Origin of the sequence: Streptomyces coryli (assembly GCF_011044975.1) — a bacterium.
In the GTDB taxonomy this organism is placed as follows: Bacteria; Actinomycetota; Actinomycetes; order Streptomycetales; family Streptomycetaceae; genus Streptomyces; species Streptomyces coryli.
This window is the reverse complement of record NZ_JAAKZV010000192.1, coordinates 1-16,097: the sequence shown is the minus strand read 5'-3', so window position 1 is coordinate 16,097 and position 16,097 is coordinate 1. Positions and strand designations below refer to the sequence as shown.

Genomic DNA, 16,097 nt, shown 5'->3' with positions numbered 1-16,097 from the left:
CCCCCACCCCGCGTCGGCGAGCACCGCCGCCTGCCGCCCGCAGCGGCACGGGCCGACCGTCGCCGTACGGACCCGCTGCCGGGCATAGCGCAGCCCGCGCTCGAAGCGGATGTACCGGCCGAGGACGGCGATCTCCAGCAACAGCGCACTGCGATGCTCGGCGGTGGCCGTCAGCGCCTCCGCCTCCGCCTGCTCGCTGAGGCAGTGGAACCCGCAGTCGCACCGCCGGGACGGCGACGCGTGCCGCCGCCCGTAGGCGCAGCGGGCGTCGGCCAGCACCCCGTAGGGCCGGGTCCCGCCGAGGGACACCCCCAGGAACGCGGCACCGCCACCGTCCTGGGACAGCAGCGGATACGCGATCTTGTAGCCGATGGGCGGCTGCGCCGGACGCTCCTCGGGCAGCCGCAGCCTCATCGGACGGCGGCTTCGACGGGCGCCTCGGCGACCGTCTCCGTACGCTCCTCGGCGACTGGCGCTTCGCTCTCCCGCTCCTCAACGACCTGCTGCTCTTCGGCGACACCGGTGGCAACTGCCTTGCCGAGCTTCATAACGACCTCCGTACGTGACGGTGCTGGCTGTCTCGGTTCGGTCTCCTCATGGTGGCTCACCTGCGGCGTCCGGCCAAGAGCGCATACCGGCGCCGTGGGGGTACCCGGTAAGGTGTCCGGAAATTGATCGGAATGGGAACACAGGAGCGAACGATGTCGCAGCACCCGGGCTGGGGCCCGCAGGACGGCCAGCCCGGCCAGCCCGGCCAATGGCAGCCCCCGCAGGGCTACGGCCCGTACCACCAGGGTCAGCAGCAGCCCTATGGCTACGGCCAGCCCTACGCCCCGGGCCCGTACGCCCCGATCCCGCCCCTCCCGCCGAAGCCGGGCGTGATCCGCCTCAACCCGCAGGGGCTCAACTTCGGCGACATCTTCGGCGGTGCCTTCGCGACCCTGGGCCGCTGCTGGCGCACGTATCTCGCGGTCGCCGCCGCCGTCTTCGGCCTGACCGTGGTCGTGGGCGTCATCTTCTTTCTCATCGGCTGGCTGACGGCGGCGGACGTCTTCACCCGCGTCTTCGAGAAGAACGGCCCGGCCGTCTCGGGCTCGGACGTGGCGACGGTGGTCGCGATCCTCGGCACCGGCGTGCTGATCCTGTTCCTGATGTCGCTGTACTTCGCGGGTGCGCAGTCCGCGCTGGCCTACACGACGCTCGAGGAAGCGGTGGTCGGCCGACGCCTCACCACCCGGGAGGCGTGGCGGCGGGCCCGCTCGCGCGCCTGGGCGGTCGTCGGCGTCATGGTGCTGACCGGCCTGCTCGCGCTGCTCCCCATGCTCGCGGCGGCAGCCATCCTGGTGCCGGTGTGGATGGCGCTCCACGACGGTGGCGGCGGCGCGATAGCCGGCGGCGTAGCGCTGACGATCCTGGTGGCGCTGGGCCTGGCCGCCGCGCTGGCCTGGCTCTGGGTCCGCCTCGCCCTGGCCCCGGCCGCCGCGGTCCTGGAGCACGCGAGCCCGGCCGCAGCCCTGCGCCGCTCGACGACCCTGGTCCGCGGCTCCTGGTGGCGCACCTTCGGCTTCCTGCTGCTGGCCGGCATCATCGCGCAGACAGCCTCGTACATCCTCGCGACGCCCCTGCAGATCGTGGGCACCCTCGTCGCCGAGGCAAGCGGCGACAGCGCCGCCGTCTGGATCCCGCTGACCCTGCTGCTCCTCATCGCGTCCTTCGTCGGCAGCGCGATCGTCACGTTCTTCCCACCCCTGATCGCCGGCCTCCTCTACGTAGACCGCCGCATCCGCCACGAAAACCTCCACCCGGAGCTACTGACCGCCGCAGGCGAGAACCCGGGCCCCACCGTCAGCCCGACCTGACAAGCTGCCGGTCATGACGGACGCTCTGATCGGGACACAGAAACCGGCGCGCCGCATCACCGATCCGGACGAGGCGATCGCGGCACTGGAGCACGCCGTCCCAGGACTCACGGACCACCGCCGGCCGGCGCCCGCCGTCATCGACTGGGCGGTGCTCGAAGACGACCTGGGCACGGCACTCCCCGATGACTTCAAGCTCCTCGCGGAGCGGTTTCCGTCCTTCGTTCTCGGCGACTTCCTGCTCGTCGCCTTTCCCAGGCCGGGCAAGGAGCTCTACCGCCTTCGCGGCATACGCGAGGACCTGGAAGGAGTCCTTCAGACCTATTGGGAGGAGGAAATGTCCTGCGGCCTGCGCCCGCACCCCGCCCCGGGCGGCCTCCTGCCGTGGGCGGAGTCGAACGAGGGCGACATGTTCCTCTGGACCACTACGGGCCCCACCCCCCAGCAATGGCGCGTCACCGTCGCCTCCCGCAACGGCGGCTGGTGGCACTACGACGGCAGCGCGGTCCAGTTCCTCACCGACTACTGCACCGGCACCCTCAAGCTCTGGGCCCTGCCACCCCTCAACCCCCAAGCCACTCCCTGCTGAGCCCCGACCCGTATGATCCCGCCGCATGGTCATGGACATGGGGCAAGAGGGCAGGCAGCACACGGTCGAGCTCGACTATCGGCTGACGCGGCGCGACATCCTGAGGGGCGTCAGATTCCGCGAGCGCCGAAGACGGCTCGACCTGGTCCGCTGGGCCGTCATGGCGATGTTCCTGGCCTTCGCCGGGCTGATCGCCATCGGTCCGCATCCGTCCGCGGGGTCGAGCATCACCATGATCTTGTGCGCCGCCGGGTTCTGGTCGCTCCCCCACATCCAGGCGCACCACGCATGGCGCACCATCTTCTGGCAGGGCGACTACCACACGTCAGTGAGCGAAGCGGGGATCACGACCAGGACCGAGTACACGACGCTCATGCAGCGCTGGTCCGTCTTCCGTGGCTTCCGGGAGACCCGCGACCACGTCGTCCTGCTCAGCCGGGACCGGAACAATCTGCTCGTGGAGGTCCTCCCCAAGCGAGGCCTGAGCACGCCGCACGACGCGGAGCGCCTGAGCGCCCTCCTGGCGGAGCACCTCCCCCGCATCTGAGCTGGTCCGGATACGACGAAGGGCCGCCGGATCGAATCCAGCGGCCCTTCGTCGTACGCGAAAAACTCACACGTTGAAGCCCAGCGCGCGCAGCTGCTCGCGGCCCTCGTCCGTGATCTTGTCCGGGCCCCACGGCGGCATCCAGACCCAGTTGATCTTCAGGTCCTTCACAATGCCGTCCGTCGCGGACTTCGCCTGGTCCTCGATGACATCCGTCAGCGGACAGGCCGCCGACGTCAGCGTCATGTCGAGGGTCGCGATGTTGTCGTCGTCGATGTGGATGCCGTAGATCAGGCCGAGGTTGACCACGTCGATGCCCAGCTCGGGGTCGACGACGTCGTACAGCGCCTCGCGGACCTCGTCCTCGCTCGCGGGCTTGGCTACGGTCTCGGTGTCGCTCATGCGGGGGTCTCCTTCAGCGCCTGGGCGGTGGCGTCCTTCCATGCCATCCAGGACAGCAGCGCGCACTTCACGCGCGCCGGGTATTTCGAGACGCCGGCGAACGCTACCGCGTCCTCCAGCACCTCCTCCATTGCGTCGTCCGGCTCCAGCTTGCCCTTCGACTGCATCAGCTCCAGGAAGACACCCTGGATCTGCTGCGCCTCGGCGAGCTCCTTGCCGACCAGCAGCTCGTTCATCACGGACGCGCTGGCCTGGCTGATGGAGCAGCCCTGGCCCTCGTACGACACATCCTCGATCCGCTGGCCGTCGAGCTTCACGCGGAGCGTGATCTCGTCGCCGCAGGTCGGGTTCACGTGGTGCACCTCGGCGTCGCCGTCCCGCAAGCCCCGCCCGTGCGGGTGCTTGTAGTGGTCCAGGATGACGTCCTGGTACATCGAATCAAGCTTCACGCTGCAACCCGTCCATCCCTAACCGAAGAAGTTCCGTACGTACTCCAGCCCCTCGACCAGAGCGTCGACCTCGGCCGGCGTGGAGTACAGATAGAACGACGCTCGCGTCGTCGCAGGAATTCCGTACCGCAGGCAGACCGGCCGCGCGCAGTGGTGGCCGACCCGGACCGCGATGCCCTGCTCGTCCAGCACCTGCCCGACGTCGTGCGGGTGGATGTCGCCGAGGGTGAAGGAAATCGCGGCGCCGCGGTCATCGGCCGTCACCGGACCGATGATCTTGAGGTCCGGGATCTCCTGCAGCCGCTTGACGGCGTACTCCGTGATCGCGTGCTCATGCGCGGCGATCTTGTCCATGCCGATCGACGACAGGTAGTCCACGGCCGCGCCCAGACCGACCGCCTCGGCGATCGGCGGCGTGCCCGCCTCGAACTTGTGCGGCGCCGGCGCGTACGTCGACGAGTGCATCGACACCGTCTCGATCATCTCGCCGCCGCCGAGGAACGGCGGCAGGTCCTCGAGCAGCTCGAGCCGGCCCCACAGCACGCCGATGCCGGTCGGACCGCACATCTTGTGGCCGGTGAAGGCGACGAAGTCGGCCTCCAGCGCCTGCACGTCCAGGACGGAGTGCGGGGCGGCCTGGGAGGCGTCGATCAGCACCAGGGCGCCGACCTCCTGGGCGCGGCGGACGATCTGCTCGACGGGGTTGACCGTGCCGAGGATGTTGGAGACCAGCACAAAGGAGACGATCTTCGTCTTCTCCGTGATGACCTCGTTGATGTTGCTCAGATCCAGCCGGCCCTCGTCCGTCAGGCCGAACCACTTCAGCTTCGCGCCCGTGCGCTGCGCGAGCAGCTGCCACGGGACGATGTTGGAGTGGTGCTCCATCTCCGTGATGACGATCTCGGTGTCGGAGTCGACCCGGTAGGGCTCATCCGCCCAGCCGAGCATGTTCGCGACCAGGTTGAGCGACTCCGAGGCGTTCTTCGTGAAGATCACCTCGTCGCGGCTCGGCGCGTTGATGAACGCCGCGACCTTATCGCGGGCGCCCTCGTACAGCGCCGTGGCCTCCTCGGCGAGGACGTGAACGCCGCGGTGCACATTGGCGTTGGACCGCTCGTAGTACGCGTTCATGGCGTCCAGGACCTGGCGCGGCTTCTGCGAGGTCGCCGCGTTGTCCAGGTACACCACCTTCTTCCCGTCGTGGATCTCGCGGTCCAGGATCGGGAAGTCCTTGCGGATCAGATCGGTGTCGAGGAGGCCGCCCCCCGGCTGCAGTGTCACTCCGAGGTACCACCCTTCACGTAAGCCGCGTAGCCCTCTTCCTCCAGCTTGTCCGCGAGCTCCGGGCCGCCGGACTCGGCGATCCGGCCGTCGGCGAAGACGTGCACGTGGTCGGGCTTGATGTAGCGCAGGATGCGGGTGTAGTGGGTGATCAGCAGGGTGCCGACCTGGCCGCTCTCGCGGACCCGGTTGACGCCCTCGGAGACGGTGCGCAGCGCGTCGACGTCCAGCCCTGAATCGGTCTCGTCGAGGATCGCGATCTTCGGCTTGAGGAGCTCCAGCTGCAGGATCTCGTGGCGCTTCTTCTCACCGCCGGAGAAGCCCTCGTTGACGTTCCGCTCCGCGAAGGAGGGGTCCATCTTGAGCGCCTCCATGGCCTCCTTGACCTCCTTCACCCAGGTGCGCAGCTTGGGGGCCTCGCCGCGGATGGCGGTGGCGGAGGTGCGGAGGAAGTTGGAGACGGTGACGCCGGGGACCTCGACGGGGTACTGCATGGCGAGGAAGAGGCCGGCGCGGGCGCGCTCGTCCACCTCCATCTCCAGGACGTCCTCGCCGTCGAGGATCACCGTGCCGCCGGTGATCGTGTACTTGGGGTGGCCGGCGATCGAGTACGCGAGGGTGGACTTGCCGGAGCCGTTCGGGCCCATGATGGCGTGGGTCTCGCCCTGCTTCACGGTCAGGTCGACGCCCTTGAGGATCTCCTTGGGGCCGTTCTCGCCCTCGACGGAGACGTGCAGGTCGCGGATTTCAAGCGTTGCCATGTGCTTCAGGACTCCTGGGTGAGGGAGACGAGCACATCGTCCCCTTCGATCTTTACGGGGTATACGGGGACGGGCCGCGTCGCGGGCAGCCCGGACGGCTTTCCGGTGCGCAGGTCGAAGCTGGAGCCGTGCAGCCAGCACTCGATCTGGCAGTCCTCCACCTCGCCCTCCGAGAGGGAGACGTTCGCGTGCGAGCAGATGTCGTTGATCGCGAACACCTCGCCCTCGGTGCGGACGATGGAGATCGGCGTGCTCTCGAGCTCGACCCGCTTCGGGGTGTCGTCCTCGAGCTCGCTGAGCGCACAGACACGGGCAAAAGCTGACATCAGACCGAGGCCTCCAGCTCTTCCTCGATCTTGGTGATGAGGCGCTCCTCCAGCTCCGCGACGCCGATCTGCTGCACGAGCTCGGCGAAGAAGCCGCGGACCACGAGGCGACGGGCCAGGTCGGCCGGGACGCCGCGCGACATCAGATAGAAGAGCTGCTCGTCGTCGAAGCGGCCGGTCGCCGAGGCGTGTCCGGCGCCGACGATCTCGCCGGTCTCGATCTCCAGGTTCGGCACGGAGTCGACGCGCGCGCCGTCGGTGAGGACGAGGTTGCGGTTGAGCTCGTACGTGTCGGTGCCCTCGGCCGCCTTCTGGATCAGCACGTCGCCGATCCAGACCGCGTGCGCGTCGTCGCCCTGCAGCGCGCCCTTGTAGGTCACGTGGGAGCGGCAGTTCGGCACGGAGTGGTCGACGAAGAGGCGGTGCTCCTGGTGCTGGCCCGCGTCGGTGAAGTACAGGCCGTAGAACTCGGCCTCGCCGCCCTGCGCCCCGTAATTGACCCGCGGGTGGATGCGGACGAGGTCGCCGCCAAAGGTGATGACGACGGACTTCAGGCTCGCGTCGCGGCCGAGCAGGGCGTTGTGCTGGGAGGTGTGCACCGCGGTGCGGTCCCAGTCCTGCACGGAGACGAAGGTGACCTTGGCGCCGTCGCCGACGAGGATGTCGACGTTGGCGGCGCGGACGCCGTCACCGGTGTGGTCGACGACGATGACGGCCTCGGCGAAGGCGCCGATGTCGAAGACCGTGTGCCCGAAGGTGGTGCCGCCCTCGCCGTGCAGGCGCACACGCACCGGCTCGGCGAGGACCGCGTCCTTCGGGACGGAGATGACGGTGGCCTTCTCGAAGGCGGAGTACGCCTGGGCGGCGACCCGGTCGACCGGCGTGCCCGCCTTGCCGACCCGGGCGTCGTCGCGGCCGACGGCCTCGACGGTGACGCCCTCGGGGGCGTCCACCTCCGCCTTGATCGCACCGTCGGCGGTCGCCGAGCCGTCGTGCAGGCCCTTCAGCCGCTCCAGCGGCGTGAAGCGCCACTCCTCCTCGCGGCCGTGGGGCACGGGGAAGTCCGCCACGTCGAACGAGGGCGGTGCGCTCATCCGGGTGGCGACGGTGGACTCGGCAGCCACCGCGATGGATCCGGTGGTGGTGGCACCCGCCGGGATGTTCTGGACGTCAGCCATGGCTGTCGTGTTGCTCGCTTTCTTCTCTGTACGACGAAGGGGTTGCGGGTCGGCGGGTCAGCCGACCGCGCCCTCCATCTGCAGCTCGATCAGCCGGTTCAGCTCCAGCGCGTACTCCATCGGCAGCTCCTTGGCGATCGGCTCGACAAAGCCGCGGACGATCATCGCCATGGCCTCGAACTCGGTCATGCCGCGCTGCATCAGGTAGAACAGCTGGTCGTCGGAGACCTTGGAGACGGTCGCCTCGTGGCCCATGGTCACGTCGTCCTCGCGGACGTCCACGTACGGGTACGTGTCCGAGCGGGAGATCGTGTCGACGAGCAGGGCGTCGCAGAGCACGTTGGACTTGGAGCCGGCCGCGCCCTCGCCGATCTCGACCAGGCCGCGGTACGAGGTGCGGCCGCCGCCACGGGCCACCGACTTCGACACGATGTTGGACGAGGTGTTCGGCGCCATGTGGACCATCTTGGAGCCGGCGTCCTGGTGCTGGCCCTCGCCCGCGAAGGCGATGGAGAGGGTCTCGCCCTTGGCGTGCTCACCCATCAGGTAGACGGCCGGGTACTTCATGGTGACCTTGGAGCCGATGTTGCCGTCGATCCACTCCATGGTCGCGCCCTCGTACGCCACGGCGCGCTTGGTGACCAGGTTGTAGACGTTGTTCGACCAGTTCTGGATGGTCGTGTACCGGCAGCGGGCGCCCTTCTTGACGATGATCTCGACGACCGCGGAGTGCAGCGAGTCCGACTGGTAGATCGGCGCGGTGCAGCCCTCGACGTAGTGGACGTAGGCGTCCTCGTCGACGATGATCAGCGTCCGCTCGAACTGGCCCATGTTCTCGGTGTTGATCCGGAAGTAGGCCTGCAGCGGGATCTCGACATGCACGCCCTTGGGGACGTAGATGAACGAGCCGCCGGACCACACGGCCGTGTTCAGCGAGGCGAACTTGTTGTCACCCGGGGGGATGACGGTGCCGAAGTACTCCTTGAAGAGCTCCGGGTGCTCCTTCAGCGCGGTGTCGGTGTCGAGGAAGAGAACGCCCTGCTCCTCCAGGTCCTCACGGATCTGGTGGTAGACGACCTCCGACTCGTACTGAGCGGCGACACCGGCGACCAGGCGCTGCTTCTCCGCCTCCGGGATGCCGAGCTTGTCGTACGTCGACTTGATGTCCTCCGGCAGGTCCTCCCAGGACTGGGCCTGCTTCTCGGTGGAGCGGACGAAGTACTTGATGTTGTCGAAGTCGATGCCGGAGAGGTCCGAGCCCCAGGTGGGCATGGGCTTCTTGCCGAACAGCTTCAGACCCTTCATCCGGGTCTTGAGCATCCACTCCGGCTCGTTCTTCTTCTCGGAGATGTCCCGGACGACGGCCTCGGACAGGCCGCGCTTCGCCGCGGCGCCGGCCGCGTCGGAGTCGGCCCAGCCGTATTCGTACCGACCGAGACCCTCGAGCTCGGGGTGCTCCGAGGTCGGTGTCTCTGTGGGCGCAGTCATGCGGGGTTCCTCCCGGCCTTGCTGGTGATTGGTGGCTTTGCGTCGTGCTGAGGTGCTGCGTCTTCCGGGTCTGCTGCTGACGGATCAGACGGCATCTTCGGAATGAAGGTCGTGCAGACCCCGTCGCCATGGGCGATGGTGGCGAGACGCTGCACATGGGTGCCGAGCAGGCGGGAGAAGACCTCGGTCTCCGCCTCGCACAGCTGCGGGAATTGCTCGGCGGTGTGCGCCACCGGGCAGTGGTGCTGGCAGAGCTGCTCGCCACCCTGACCAGCGGCCGTCGCGGGCGCGCTGCGCGCAGTAGCAGCGTACCCGTCCTCGGTGAGCGCCTTGGCCAGGGCTTTCGCGCGGTCCTCGGGCGGGACCTGGTCCAGCCGCCTGGCATAGCGCTCGGCGGCCTTCTGCACTCGGGCGCGGGCGAACGCGGCGACCGCCGCCTCGCCCATTTCGCCGCCGCCCGCGGCCTGCGCGATCCAGCGCAGGGCGTCGGCGGCCAGCTGGTCGTAGGCCTGGTCGAAGGCGTCCCGGCCGCAGTCGGTCAGGGCGAACACCTTCGCCGGGCGGCCGCGGCCCCGGTTGCCGTACACCCGCCGCTCGCGCGGCTCGACGATGCCCTCGGTGACGAGGGTGTCGAGATGCCGGCGGACGGCGGCCTGGGTCAGACTCAGCCGCTGAGCGAGGTCGGCCGCGGTGGACGGGCCGTGGTCGAGGATCGACCGGGCCACCCGCTGCCGCGTGCCGTGCTCGGCGGGCAGGGCAGGGCTGGGCGCCGGCGGTGCCCCCGCCGGCGTCTGCTCCCCTTCGCCCAGAGTTTTCACAACACCATTGTTGCGTAATTCGGCGCGCAGAGACAAGCCGGGATTCGATCACGCTCTGGTGGGGTGTATCACTAAGGGTCACCTAAGTGGAGCGCCCTCGCGTTGCGGCCTGTCCGGGGCCACCGGAAGATCAATACGGAAAGTGGACACCCGGCTTCGGAAAGTGGATCTCCCGTACTCCGACGTGAGAGAGGGCGTATGGCTGACCGCGCGGCTGCACACGCTACGGGTGATGTCCGCCGGCGCCTGCGGTACTGGTTCGACAACACCATGGCCCGCGGCACCCCCGCCCTGATCGGCTGGCTGGCGCTCGTCTGCCTGCTGATCGTCATCCCGGTCAGCGCCGCGCTCGTATGGGCGGACAAGGAGACCCCGACGACGCTGCGCAACCAGCTCGTCGCCATCTGGAAGAACATCGGCGAGACCTTCAGCCTGGGCGGAGCCATCGGCACCCCTGCCTACGTGCTGCTGTCCGTCCTGCTCGCCGTGGTCGCCCTGCTCTTCGCCTCGACCCTGGTCGGCCTGATCACCACCGGCGTACAGAACAAGATCATGGATCTGCGGCAGGGCCGGTCGATGGTCCTGGAGGACCGGCACCTCGTGGTGCTGGGCTGGTCGGACCAGGTCTACCCGATCGTGAGCCAGCTGGCGGAGGCCGAATCCAACCAGCGCAAGGCCGTGGTCGCCATCCTCGCCGCCCAGGACAAGGTCGAGATGGAGGAGAACATCCGCGCCAAGGTGCCCGACCTCAAGGGCACCCGGGTCATCTGCCGCACCGGCGACACCGCCGACCCCGCCGTCGTGCGCCTGGTCAACCCGCACACCGCCCGCTCGGTCATCGTCGTGGCCCGCGACGAGGCGGCCACCACCGCCGACGCCCAGGTCATCAAGACGCTGCTGGCGCTCAACAGCGGGCCGGGGCTGCGCCCCGACGGCCATGTCGTCGCGGTGGTGCGCGACAGCCGCAATCTCCTCGCCGCCAAGCTCGCCGCGGGCGAGCGCGGCCGGGTGCTGAGCATCGACGACGTCACCGCCCGCCTGATCGTGCAGACCGCGCGGCAGCCCGGGCTTTCCCTCGTCTACACCGACCTGCTGAACTTCGAGGGCGACGAGTTCTACACGGTGGCCGAGCCCCGGCTCGTCGGCCGGCCCTTCGGCGAAGCGCTCCTCGCCTACGACTCGTCCTCTGTGGTCGGCCTGGTGCGCGCCGACGACGGCATCGAGCTGAACCCGCCCGCCGACTCCGTCATCCGCGAGGACGACCTGATCATCGTCATCACCGAGGACGACGACACCGCGGTGCTCGCCGAGCGCCCCGCCGACGTCGACGAGGGCGCCATCGTCGAGGTGCCGGACGCGCCGGCCGCACCCGAGCGGGTCCTGCTGCTCGGCTGGAACCGGCGCACCGGCACGGTGATCGAGCAGCTCGCCGGTTACGTCGCCGACGGCTCCGTCATCGACGTGGTGGCGCGCGGCGCCTCCGCCGCGGCGGAGGCGGAGCAGCTGCCGCCGTACTCGAATCTGACGGTCAACTTCCGCTCCGGTGAGACCTCCCAGCCGGAGGTCCTCGAGTCGCTGGACATCGGCTCGTACAGCAGCGTGATCCTGCTCGGCTACGAGAACGAGGACGAGGCCGAGGAGACCCGCCCGGAACCGGACGTGGAGACCCTGGTCACGCTGCTCCACCTGCGGGCCATGGAAGCCGAACTGGGGCGGGAGCTGCGCGTCGTCACGGAGATGTCCGACGACAGCAACCGGGCGCTCGCGCCCATCAGCGAGGGCGCCGACTTCATCGTCAGCGGCAAGGTCATCAGCCTGCTGATGACGCAGATCTCCGAGAACCACCGGCTCGCCGACCTCTTCCGGGAGCTCGGCAACCCGGACGGCTACGAGATCTACCTCAAGCCGGCGACCCACTACGTGGCGCCCAGGCGCGAGGTGACGTACGCGACGGTCGTCGAGTCGGCCCGGCGGCAGCGGCAGTGCGCCATCGGCTACCGGCTGCACGAAGAGAGCGCCACAGGACCGGCCTTCGGGATCCACCTCAACCCCGACAAGCGGTCCACCGTGCGGTTCGGCGACGGCGACTCGGTCATCGTGCTCGCCGAGGACTAGCGGACCGGCCGCCCCCGTCAAGCGCCCGCCGGACAGTCCTTAGACTCGCTCTCATGCAGCAGCACCCCCCGGCGGTCGAGGTAGCGGGCCTCGTGAAGCGCTACGGGACGAAGACCGCCGTCGACGGACTGGCACTGTCGGCCGCCCACGGCGCGGTCACCGCGGTCCTCGGCCCGAACGGGGCCGGCAAATCCACCACGATCGAGATCTGCGAGGGCTACCGGCCCGCCGACGCCGGCACGGTCCGCGTGCTCGGCCTCGACCCGGCGGCGGACGGCGCGGCGCTGCGGCCGCGGATCGGCGTGATGCTGCAGAGCGGCGGCGTGTACCCGAGCGCGCGGGCCGAGGAGATGCTGCGGCACATGGCGCGGCTGCACGCTCATCCACTGGACGTGGGTGAGCTCATCGAACGGCTCGGCCTGGACAGCTGCGGGCGGACCCCGTACCGGCGGCTCTCGGGCGGCCAGCAGCAGCGTCTGGCGCTGGCGATGGCGGTGGTCGGGCGGCCCGAGCTGGTCTTCCTGGACGAGCCGACCGCGGGCCTCGACCCGCAGGCGCGGCGGGCGACCTGGGAGCTGATCAGGGAGCTCCGTACCGACGGCGTCTCGGTGCTGCTGACGACGCACCACATGGACGAGGCCGAGCAGCTCGCCGACGAGGTCGCGATCATCGACGCCGGCCGGCTCGTGGTCCGCGGCACCCCGGAGGAGCTGTGCCGGGGCGGCGCCGAGAACACGATGCGCTTCAGCGGCCGGCCGGGACTCGACCTGGCCTCGCTGCTCAAGGCGCTGCCCCCGGAGACGGCGGCGATCGAGCTGACGCCGGGCGCGTACCGGGTGGCCGGGACAATCGACCCGGAGCTGCTCGCCACGGTGACGACGTGGTGCGCGCAGAACGGGGTGCTGCCCGAGCAGATGACAGTGGAGCGGCGGACGCTCGAGGACGTATTCCTGGAGCTGACCGGCAAGGAGCTGAGGTCGTGAGCGCGGGAACCTTTGTGCCGGCGCCGGGAGCCGCGCCGATCGGGCGGATGATCCTCACCCAGGCCGGGCTCGAGACGCGGATGCTGCTGCGGAACGGCGAGCAGCTGCTGCTGACGGTGATCATTCCGTCGGTGGTGCTGGCGCTGTTCAGCGCGGTGGACATCATCGATACGGGCGCGGGCGAGCGGGTCGACTTCCTGGCGCCGGGGGCGCTGGCGCTGGCGGTGATGGCGACGTCCTTCACCGGGCAGGCCATCGGGACCGGCTTCGAGCGGCGGTACGGGGTGCTGAAGCGCCTGGCGGCGTCGCCGCTGCCGCGGTGGGGGCTGATGGCGGCGAAGACGCTGTCGGTGCTGGTGATCCAGCTGCTGCAGGTCGTCCTGCTGACGGCGATCGCGCTGGCGCTGGGCTGGTCGCCGCACGGCAATCCGCTGGCGGTGGTGCTGCTCCTGCTGCTGGGCACGGCCGCCTTCTCCGGGCTCGGCCTGCTGATGGCGGGCACGCTGCGCGCGGAGGCGACGCTGGCGGCGGCGAACCTGGTGTTCATCCTGCTGATGGTGGCGGGCGGGGTGATGGTGCCGCTGTCGAAGTTCCCCGACGGGGTCAGGACGGTGCTCGAGTACACGCCGATCGCGGCGCTGTCGGAGGGCCTACGGGATGTGCTCCAGCACGGGGCGTCGATGCCGTGGGGCGCGGCGGGCGTGCTCGCGGCGTGGGCGGTGGTCGGCCTGGCAGCCGCGGCCCGCTTCTTCAAGTGGGAGTGACTTAGCACACCCGCCCACCCGTTGCTCCGTGCAATAGGGCAACTGCGCGCGGCGCGCGCCGGGGGCGGTGCACATCGCCACCAGCCCGCCGCCTAAGCTATGCGCCGTGTTCAACCCACTTGCCCTCATCGCCCAGCGATGGACCCCGGCACCCCGCACCGTCCAGCGCGCAGCGCTGATCGCGCTCGCGATGAGCATTCTCATCGTCATCACCGGCGGTGCCGTGCGCCTCACCGGGTCGGGGCTCGGGTGTGACACCTGGCCGAAGTGTTCCGGGGAAAGCCTGACCCCCACCGGCGAGATGGGCATCCACGGGGCCATCGAGTTCGGCAACCGGATGATGACGTACGTGATCTCCGCAGCCGTCGGCTGGGCGATCATCTGCATCCGCGCCGCGAAGCCGCGCCGCCGCCCGCTGACCCGGCTGGCCTGGTCGCAGTTCTGGCTCGTGATGAGCAACGCCGTCATCGGCGGCATCACGGTGCTGACCGCCCTCAACCCGTACAGCGTCGCCGGCCACTTCCTGGCCGCCAGCGGCCTCGTCACCGTCGCGTTCATCACCTGGTACCGCACCCGCGAGGGCGACGGCGGCCCCGATTGGCTGGTCGGCCAGATCGTCCGCAAGCTGGCCCGCGTGCTGGTCGGCTTCACCGCCGTCCTCGTCGCCGCCGGCACCGTCGTCACCGGCACCGGCAAGCACGCCGGCGACTCCAGCGACGTCCCCCGGATGGGCTGGATCAGCTGGGAGAACGCCGCCCACGTACACGCCTTCACCGCCTGGGCGGTGGTCGCGCTCACGATCGCCGTCTGGATCGCGATCAAGGTCATGGACGGCCCGCGCGGCCCGCTCAACGCCACCCGCGACCTCTTCCTGGTGCTGATGTCCCAGGCCGTGATCGGCTACGTGCAGTACTTCACCGACACCCCGGAAATCCTCGTCGCCGTCCACATGCTCGGCTCCACGCTGGTGTGGATCGCGGCGCTGCGGGTGCTGCTGTCGCTGCGCCACCGCCCGGCCGCGGAGTCCCCCGACATCCCCAGCCCGGCCCCGGCGACCGGACAGCACGCCGGCTCGGTCGCGTAGCTCAGTCGCGCAGCAGGAAGTCGTACACCGCCTGCCGCCCCGCATCGCTCGCCGCCCTGCTCTGGATGCCGTGCGCGGCGCCCTTCACCACCACGACCTCACCTCGCGGCGTCAGCTTCTCCTGCTCGTAGAGCCACTCCAGCGGCGTCGACAGATCCCGGTCCCCGCCGAGCAGCAGCACCGGCACCTCGGGCAGCTTCCGGCCCGCGGGCGGCGCCTTCGGTACGGGCTCACGCGGCCACCACAGGCACTGCAGCAGCGACCCGGTCCCCTGCGCCGCATCCGCGTCGTACGGACCGTAGTCCCGCGGCGTCAGCCGCTCCGCCGCGGCCGCCAGCTTCGCCGCCCGGCCCTCGACCGGGCTGTCCGTCGTCCCCCACGGGAAGCGGCCGTCCAGACAGAGCGTCGAGGCATGCAGCCCCTGGCTCAGCTGCTCGGCGGGGGTGTCGTCCTGGCGCGTCCGCTCGATGAGCTCTTTCAGATCCGACGCATCGCCCCGCGCCGCCTTGTGCAGCGCCGCGATGGCCGCCTCGTAATCAGGGTCGAAGAACTCATACGTAGTGAGCATCGCCAGCAGATCAGCACCGTTGCCATACGTCCGCACCACCTCCCGCAGATCCGCCACCGGATCCGTCCCGCAGCCCTTCGCCGCACACGCCGCCCGCAGAATGCGTGCCGTCGCCCGCATCGGGGTGAGCCACATCGGATCGTCGAGTGTCTGCGGGACAACGGAATCCAGGACCAGCCGCCGCACCTTCCCCGGATGGGCGAGGGCATAGCGCTCGGCGGTGAACGTCCCGTACGAAACGCCGTCCAGGGTCCACTTCCGCTCCCTCAGCGCCCGCCGCAACAGGTCAAGATCCGCGACGGTGTCGGCGGTGGCGTAGAAGCGCCGCTTGTCACCGAGCGCGTCGGCACAGTCGGTGACGGCCTGCTGCGTCGGCGGGGTCAGGTCCGAACTGCCCATCTCCTCCTGCAGCTGCGGACACTGCAGCGCCGCGCCCCCCGTACCCCGCTGATCGACCATGACCAGCCGGTAGTCATCCAGTACGGGCTTCAGCTTCTCGCTCAGCCGCTTCACGAACGGCACCCCGGGCTGGCCAGGACCACCGGTCAACAGCATCAGCACACCCTTGGGCGCATCGGCATTGTCCGCCATCGCGACCTGGAGACCGAGCGTCCCCGGAACCCGCCCCCCATGGTCGAGCGGAACGGGCAGCGTGGCGCAGGTGTAACCGGGCAAGTCTGCACACGGCGCGCGATCGGCGAGCGCCGGACGACGCCCCTTGTCATACGTACCGCCCGCCGCACCGGGCTCCCGGCCGCCGTCCTGGCGGGAGTCCGGTGCGGCGGACGAGCAACTGCCCGCGAGGGCGAAGAGGGCCGCCGAGATGAGCGCCGCTGCGCGCCGGGTACTGCGGTGCATGAACTCTCCCCCGCCCTGGTGTCACCC

Annotated in this window: 17 protein-coding genes and 1 pseudogene; 7 read left to right on the top strand and 11 right to left on the bottom strand. The window is 69.8% G+C overall.

Annotated elements, in window-relative coordinates; translation table 11 throughout:
• Window positions 1-414, bottom strand: a pseudogene (locus G5C51_RS30795) (hypothetical protein); the annotation flags it as partial.
• A complete protein-coding gene (locus tag G5C51_RS30790) occupies window positions 411-548 on the bottom strand; it encodes a hypothetical protein (protein ID WP_165242064.1) in 138 nt (45 codons plus the stop codon). The pseudogene G5C51_RS30795 and the gene G5C51_RS30790, both read right to left, overlap by 4 nt.
• 153 nt (window positions 549-701) lie before the next feature.
• Here G5C51_RS30790 and G5C51_RS30785 point away from each other — a divergent pair, with 153 nt between their 5' ends.
• From G5C51_RS30785 to G5C51_RS30775, 3 genes are read left to right on the top strand one after another with little or no spacing between them, the layout of a single operon-like run.
• Window positions 702-1,859, top strand: a complete 1,158-nt coding sequence (locus G5C51_RS30785) for a DUF7847 domain-containing protein (protein WP_165242063.1) — start codon at window positions 702-704, stop codon at window positions 1,857-1,859.
• A gap of 13 nt (window positions 1,860-1,872) precedes the next feature.
• A complete protein-coding gene (locus tag G5C51_RS30780; RefSeq protein WP_165242062.1) occupies window positions 1,873-2,448 on the top strand; it encodes an SMI1/KNR4 family protein in 576 nt (191 codons plus the stop codon).
• Window positions 2,449-2,473: 25 nt separating this feature from the next.
• Window positions 2,474-2,995: a YcxB family protein gene (locus G5C51_RS30775; protein WP_165242061.1), complete on the top strand. Its 522-nt coding sequence runs from the start codon at window positions 2,474-2,476 to the stop codon at window positions 2,993-2,995.
• Window positions 2,996-3,061: 66 nt separating this feature from the next.
• On the opposite strand, the gene G5C51_RS30770 is transcribed toward G5C51_RS30775, so the two are convergent.
• The 8 genes from G5C51_RS30770 to G5C51_RS30735 are packed head-to-tail and all read right to left on the bottom strand — an operon-like array spanning window position 3,062 to window position 9,698.
• Window positions 3,062-3,397 carry a metal-sulfur cluster assembly factor gene (locus G5C51_RS30770; RefSeq protein ID WP_165242060.1) on the bottom strand — a complete coding sequence of 112 codons (336 nt, stop codon included), beginning with the start codon at window positions 3,395-3,397 and terminating at the stop codon, window positions 3,062-3,064.
• On the bottom strand, window positions 3,394-3,846 hold the full coding sequence (sufU, locus tag G5C51_RS30765) for a Fe-S cluster assembly sulfur transfer protein SufU (protein WP_165242058.1): 453 nt from the start codon (window positions 3,844-3,846) through the stop codon (window positions 3,394-3,396). Before sufU ends, G5C51_RS30770 begins: the two co-directional genes overlap by 4 nt.
• 18 nt (window positions 3,847-3,864) lie before the next feature.
• The gene (locus tag G5C51_RS30760) at window positions 3,865-5,127 is read right to left on the bottom strand and encodes a SufS family cysteine desulfurase (RefSeq protein WP_165242056.1); all 1,263 of its coding nucleotides are present in this window, start codon (window positions 5,125-5,127) and stop codon (window positions 3,865-3,867) included.
• Window positions 5,124-5,888, bottom strand: coding sequence for a Fe-S cluster assembly ATPase SufC (gene sufC / locus G5C51_RS30755; RefSeq protein ID WP_165242054.1), 765 nt, complete (start codon window positions 5,886-5,888; stop codon window positions 5,124-5,126). Before sufC ends, G5C51_RS30760 begins: the two co-directional genes overlap by 4 nt.
• A gap of 5 nt (window positions 5,889-5,893) precedes the next feature.
• On the bottom strand, window positions 5,894-6,214 hold the full coding sequence (locus tag G5C51_RS30750) for a bifunctional 3-phenylpropionate/cinnamic acid dioxygenase ferredoxin subunit (protein ID WP_165242052.1): 321 nt from the start codon (window positions 6,212-6,214) through the stop codon (window positions 5,894-5,896).
• Window positions 6,214-7,392, bottom strand: coding sequence for a Fe-S cluster assembly protein SufD (gene sufD / locus G5C51_RS30745; RefSeq protein WP_165242050.1), 1,179 nt, complete (start codon window positions 7,390-7,392; stop codon window positions 6,214-6,216). The genes G5C51_RS30750 and sufD overlap by 1 nt, the downstream gene beginning before the upstream one ends.
• 57 nt (window positions 7,393-7,449) lie before the next feature.
• A complete protein-coding gene (sufB, locus tag G5C51_RS30740) occupies window positions 7,450-8,880 on the bottom strand; it encodes a Fe-S cluster assembly protein SufB (RefSeq protein WP_165242048.1) in 1,431 nt (476 codons plus the stop codon).
• Window positions 8,877-9,698, bottom strand: coding sequence for a helix-turn-helix transcriptional regulator (locus G5C51_RS30735; RefSeq protein ID WP_420824875.1), 822 nt, complete (start codon window positions 9,696-9,698; stop codon window positions 8,877-8,879). The genes sufB and G5C51_RS30735 overlap by 4 nt, the downstream gene beginning before the upstream one ends.
• 198 nt (window positions 9,699-9,896) lie before the next feature.
• On the opposite strand from G5C51_RS30735, the gene G5C51_RS30730 reads away from it, so the two are divergent.
• The 4 genes from G5C51_RS30730 to G5C51_RS30715 all read left to right on the top strand — a co-directional run bounded on the left by G5C51_RS30730 (window position 9,897) and on the right by G5C51_RS30715 (window position 14,644).
• Window positions 9,897-11,813, top strand: coding sequence for a CASTOR/POLLUX-related putative ion channel (locus G5C51_RS30730; RefSeq protein WP_165242046.1), 1,917 nt, complete (start codon window positions 9,897-9,899; stop codon window positions 11,811-11,813).
• Window positions 11,814-11,866: 53 nt separating this feature from the next.
• The gene (locus G5C51_RS30725) at window positions 11,867-12,796 is read left to right on the top strand and encodes an ABC transporter ATP-binding protein (RefSeq protein ID WP_165242044.1); all 930 of its coding nucleotides are present in this window, start codon (window positions 11,867-11,869) and stop codon (window positions 12,794-12,796) included.
• A complete protein-coding gene (locus G5C51_RS30720; protein WP_165242042.1) occupies window positions 12,793-13,560 on the top strand; it encodes an ABC transporter permease in 768 nt (255 codons plus the stop codon). The genes G5C51_RS30725 and G5C51_RS30720 overlap by 4 nt, the downstream gene beginning before the upstream one ends.
• Before the next feature lie 106 nt (window positions 13,561-13,666).
• Window positions 13,667-14,644 carry a COX15/CtaA family protein gene (locus G5C51_RS30715; protein ID WP_165242040.1) on the top strand — a complete coding sequence of 326 codons (978 nt, stop codon included), beginning with the start codon at window positions 13,667-13,669 and terminating at the stop codon, window positions 14,642-14,644.
• Window position 14,645: 1 nt separating this feature from the next.
• On the opposite strand, the gene G5C51_RS30710 is transcribed toward G5C51_RS30715, so the two are convergent.
• Window positions 14,646-16,070 (bottom strand): alpha/beta fold hydrolase, encoded by a 1,425-nt coding sequence (locus tag G5C51_RS30710; RefSeq protein ID WP_165242038.1) that lies wholly within the window; start codon window positions 16,068-16,070, stop codon window positions 14,646-14,648.
• Window positions 16,071-16,097 lie beyond the last annotated feature (27 nt).

Coding starts and splice junctions, on each gene's coding strand:
- G5C51_RS30790 (WP_165242064.1), bottom strand. CDS start 548: ATGAAGCTCGGCAAGGCAGTTGCCACCGGTGTCGCCGAAGAGCAGCAG.
- G5C51_RS30785 (WP_165242063.1), top strand. CDS start 702: ATGTCGCAGCACCCGGGCTGGGGCCCGCAGGACGGCCAGCCCGGCCAG.
- G5C51_RS30780 (WP_165242062.1), top strand. CDS start 1,873: ATGACGGACGCTCTGATCGGGACACAGAAACCGGCGCGCCGCATCACC.
- G5C51_RS30775 (WP_165242061.1), top strand. CDS start 2,474: ATGGTCATGGACATGGGGCAAGAGGGCAGGCAGCACACGGTCGAGCTC.
- G5C51_RS30770 (WP_165242060.1), bottom strand. CDS start 3,397: ATGAGCGACACCGAGACCGTAGCCAAGCCCGCGAGCGAGGACGAGGTC.
- sufC (WP_165242054.1), bottom strand. CDS start 5,888: ATGGCAACGCTTGAAATCCGCGACCTGCACGTCTCCGTCGAGGGCGAG.
- G5C51_RS30750 (WP_165242052.1), bottom strand. CDS start 6,214: ATGTCAGCTTTTGCCCGTGTCTGTGCGCTCAGCGAGCTCGAGGACGAC.
- sufD (WP_165242050.1), bottom strand. CDS start 7,392: ATGGCTGACGTCCAGAACATCCCGGCGGGTGCCACCACCACCGGATCC.
- sufB (WP_165242048.1), bottom strand. CDS start 8,880: ATGACTGCGCCCACAGAGACACCGACCTCGGAGCACCCCGAGCTCGAG.
- G5C51_RS30730 (WP_165242046.1), top strand. CDS start 9,897: ATGGCTGACCGCGCGGCTGCACACGCTACGGGTGATGTCCGCCGGCGC.
- G5C51_RS30725 (WP_165242044.1), top strand. CDS start 11,867: ATGCAGCAGCACCCCCCGGCGGTCGAGGTAGCGGGCCTCGTGAAGCGC.
- G5C51_RS30710 (WP_165242038.1), bottom strand. CDS start 16,070: ATGCACCGCAGTACCCGGCGCGCAGCGGCGCTCATCTCGGCGGCCCTC.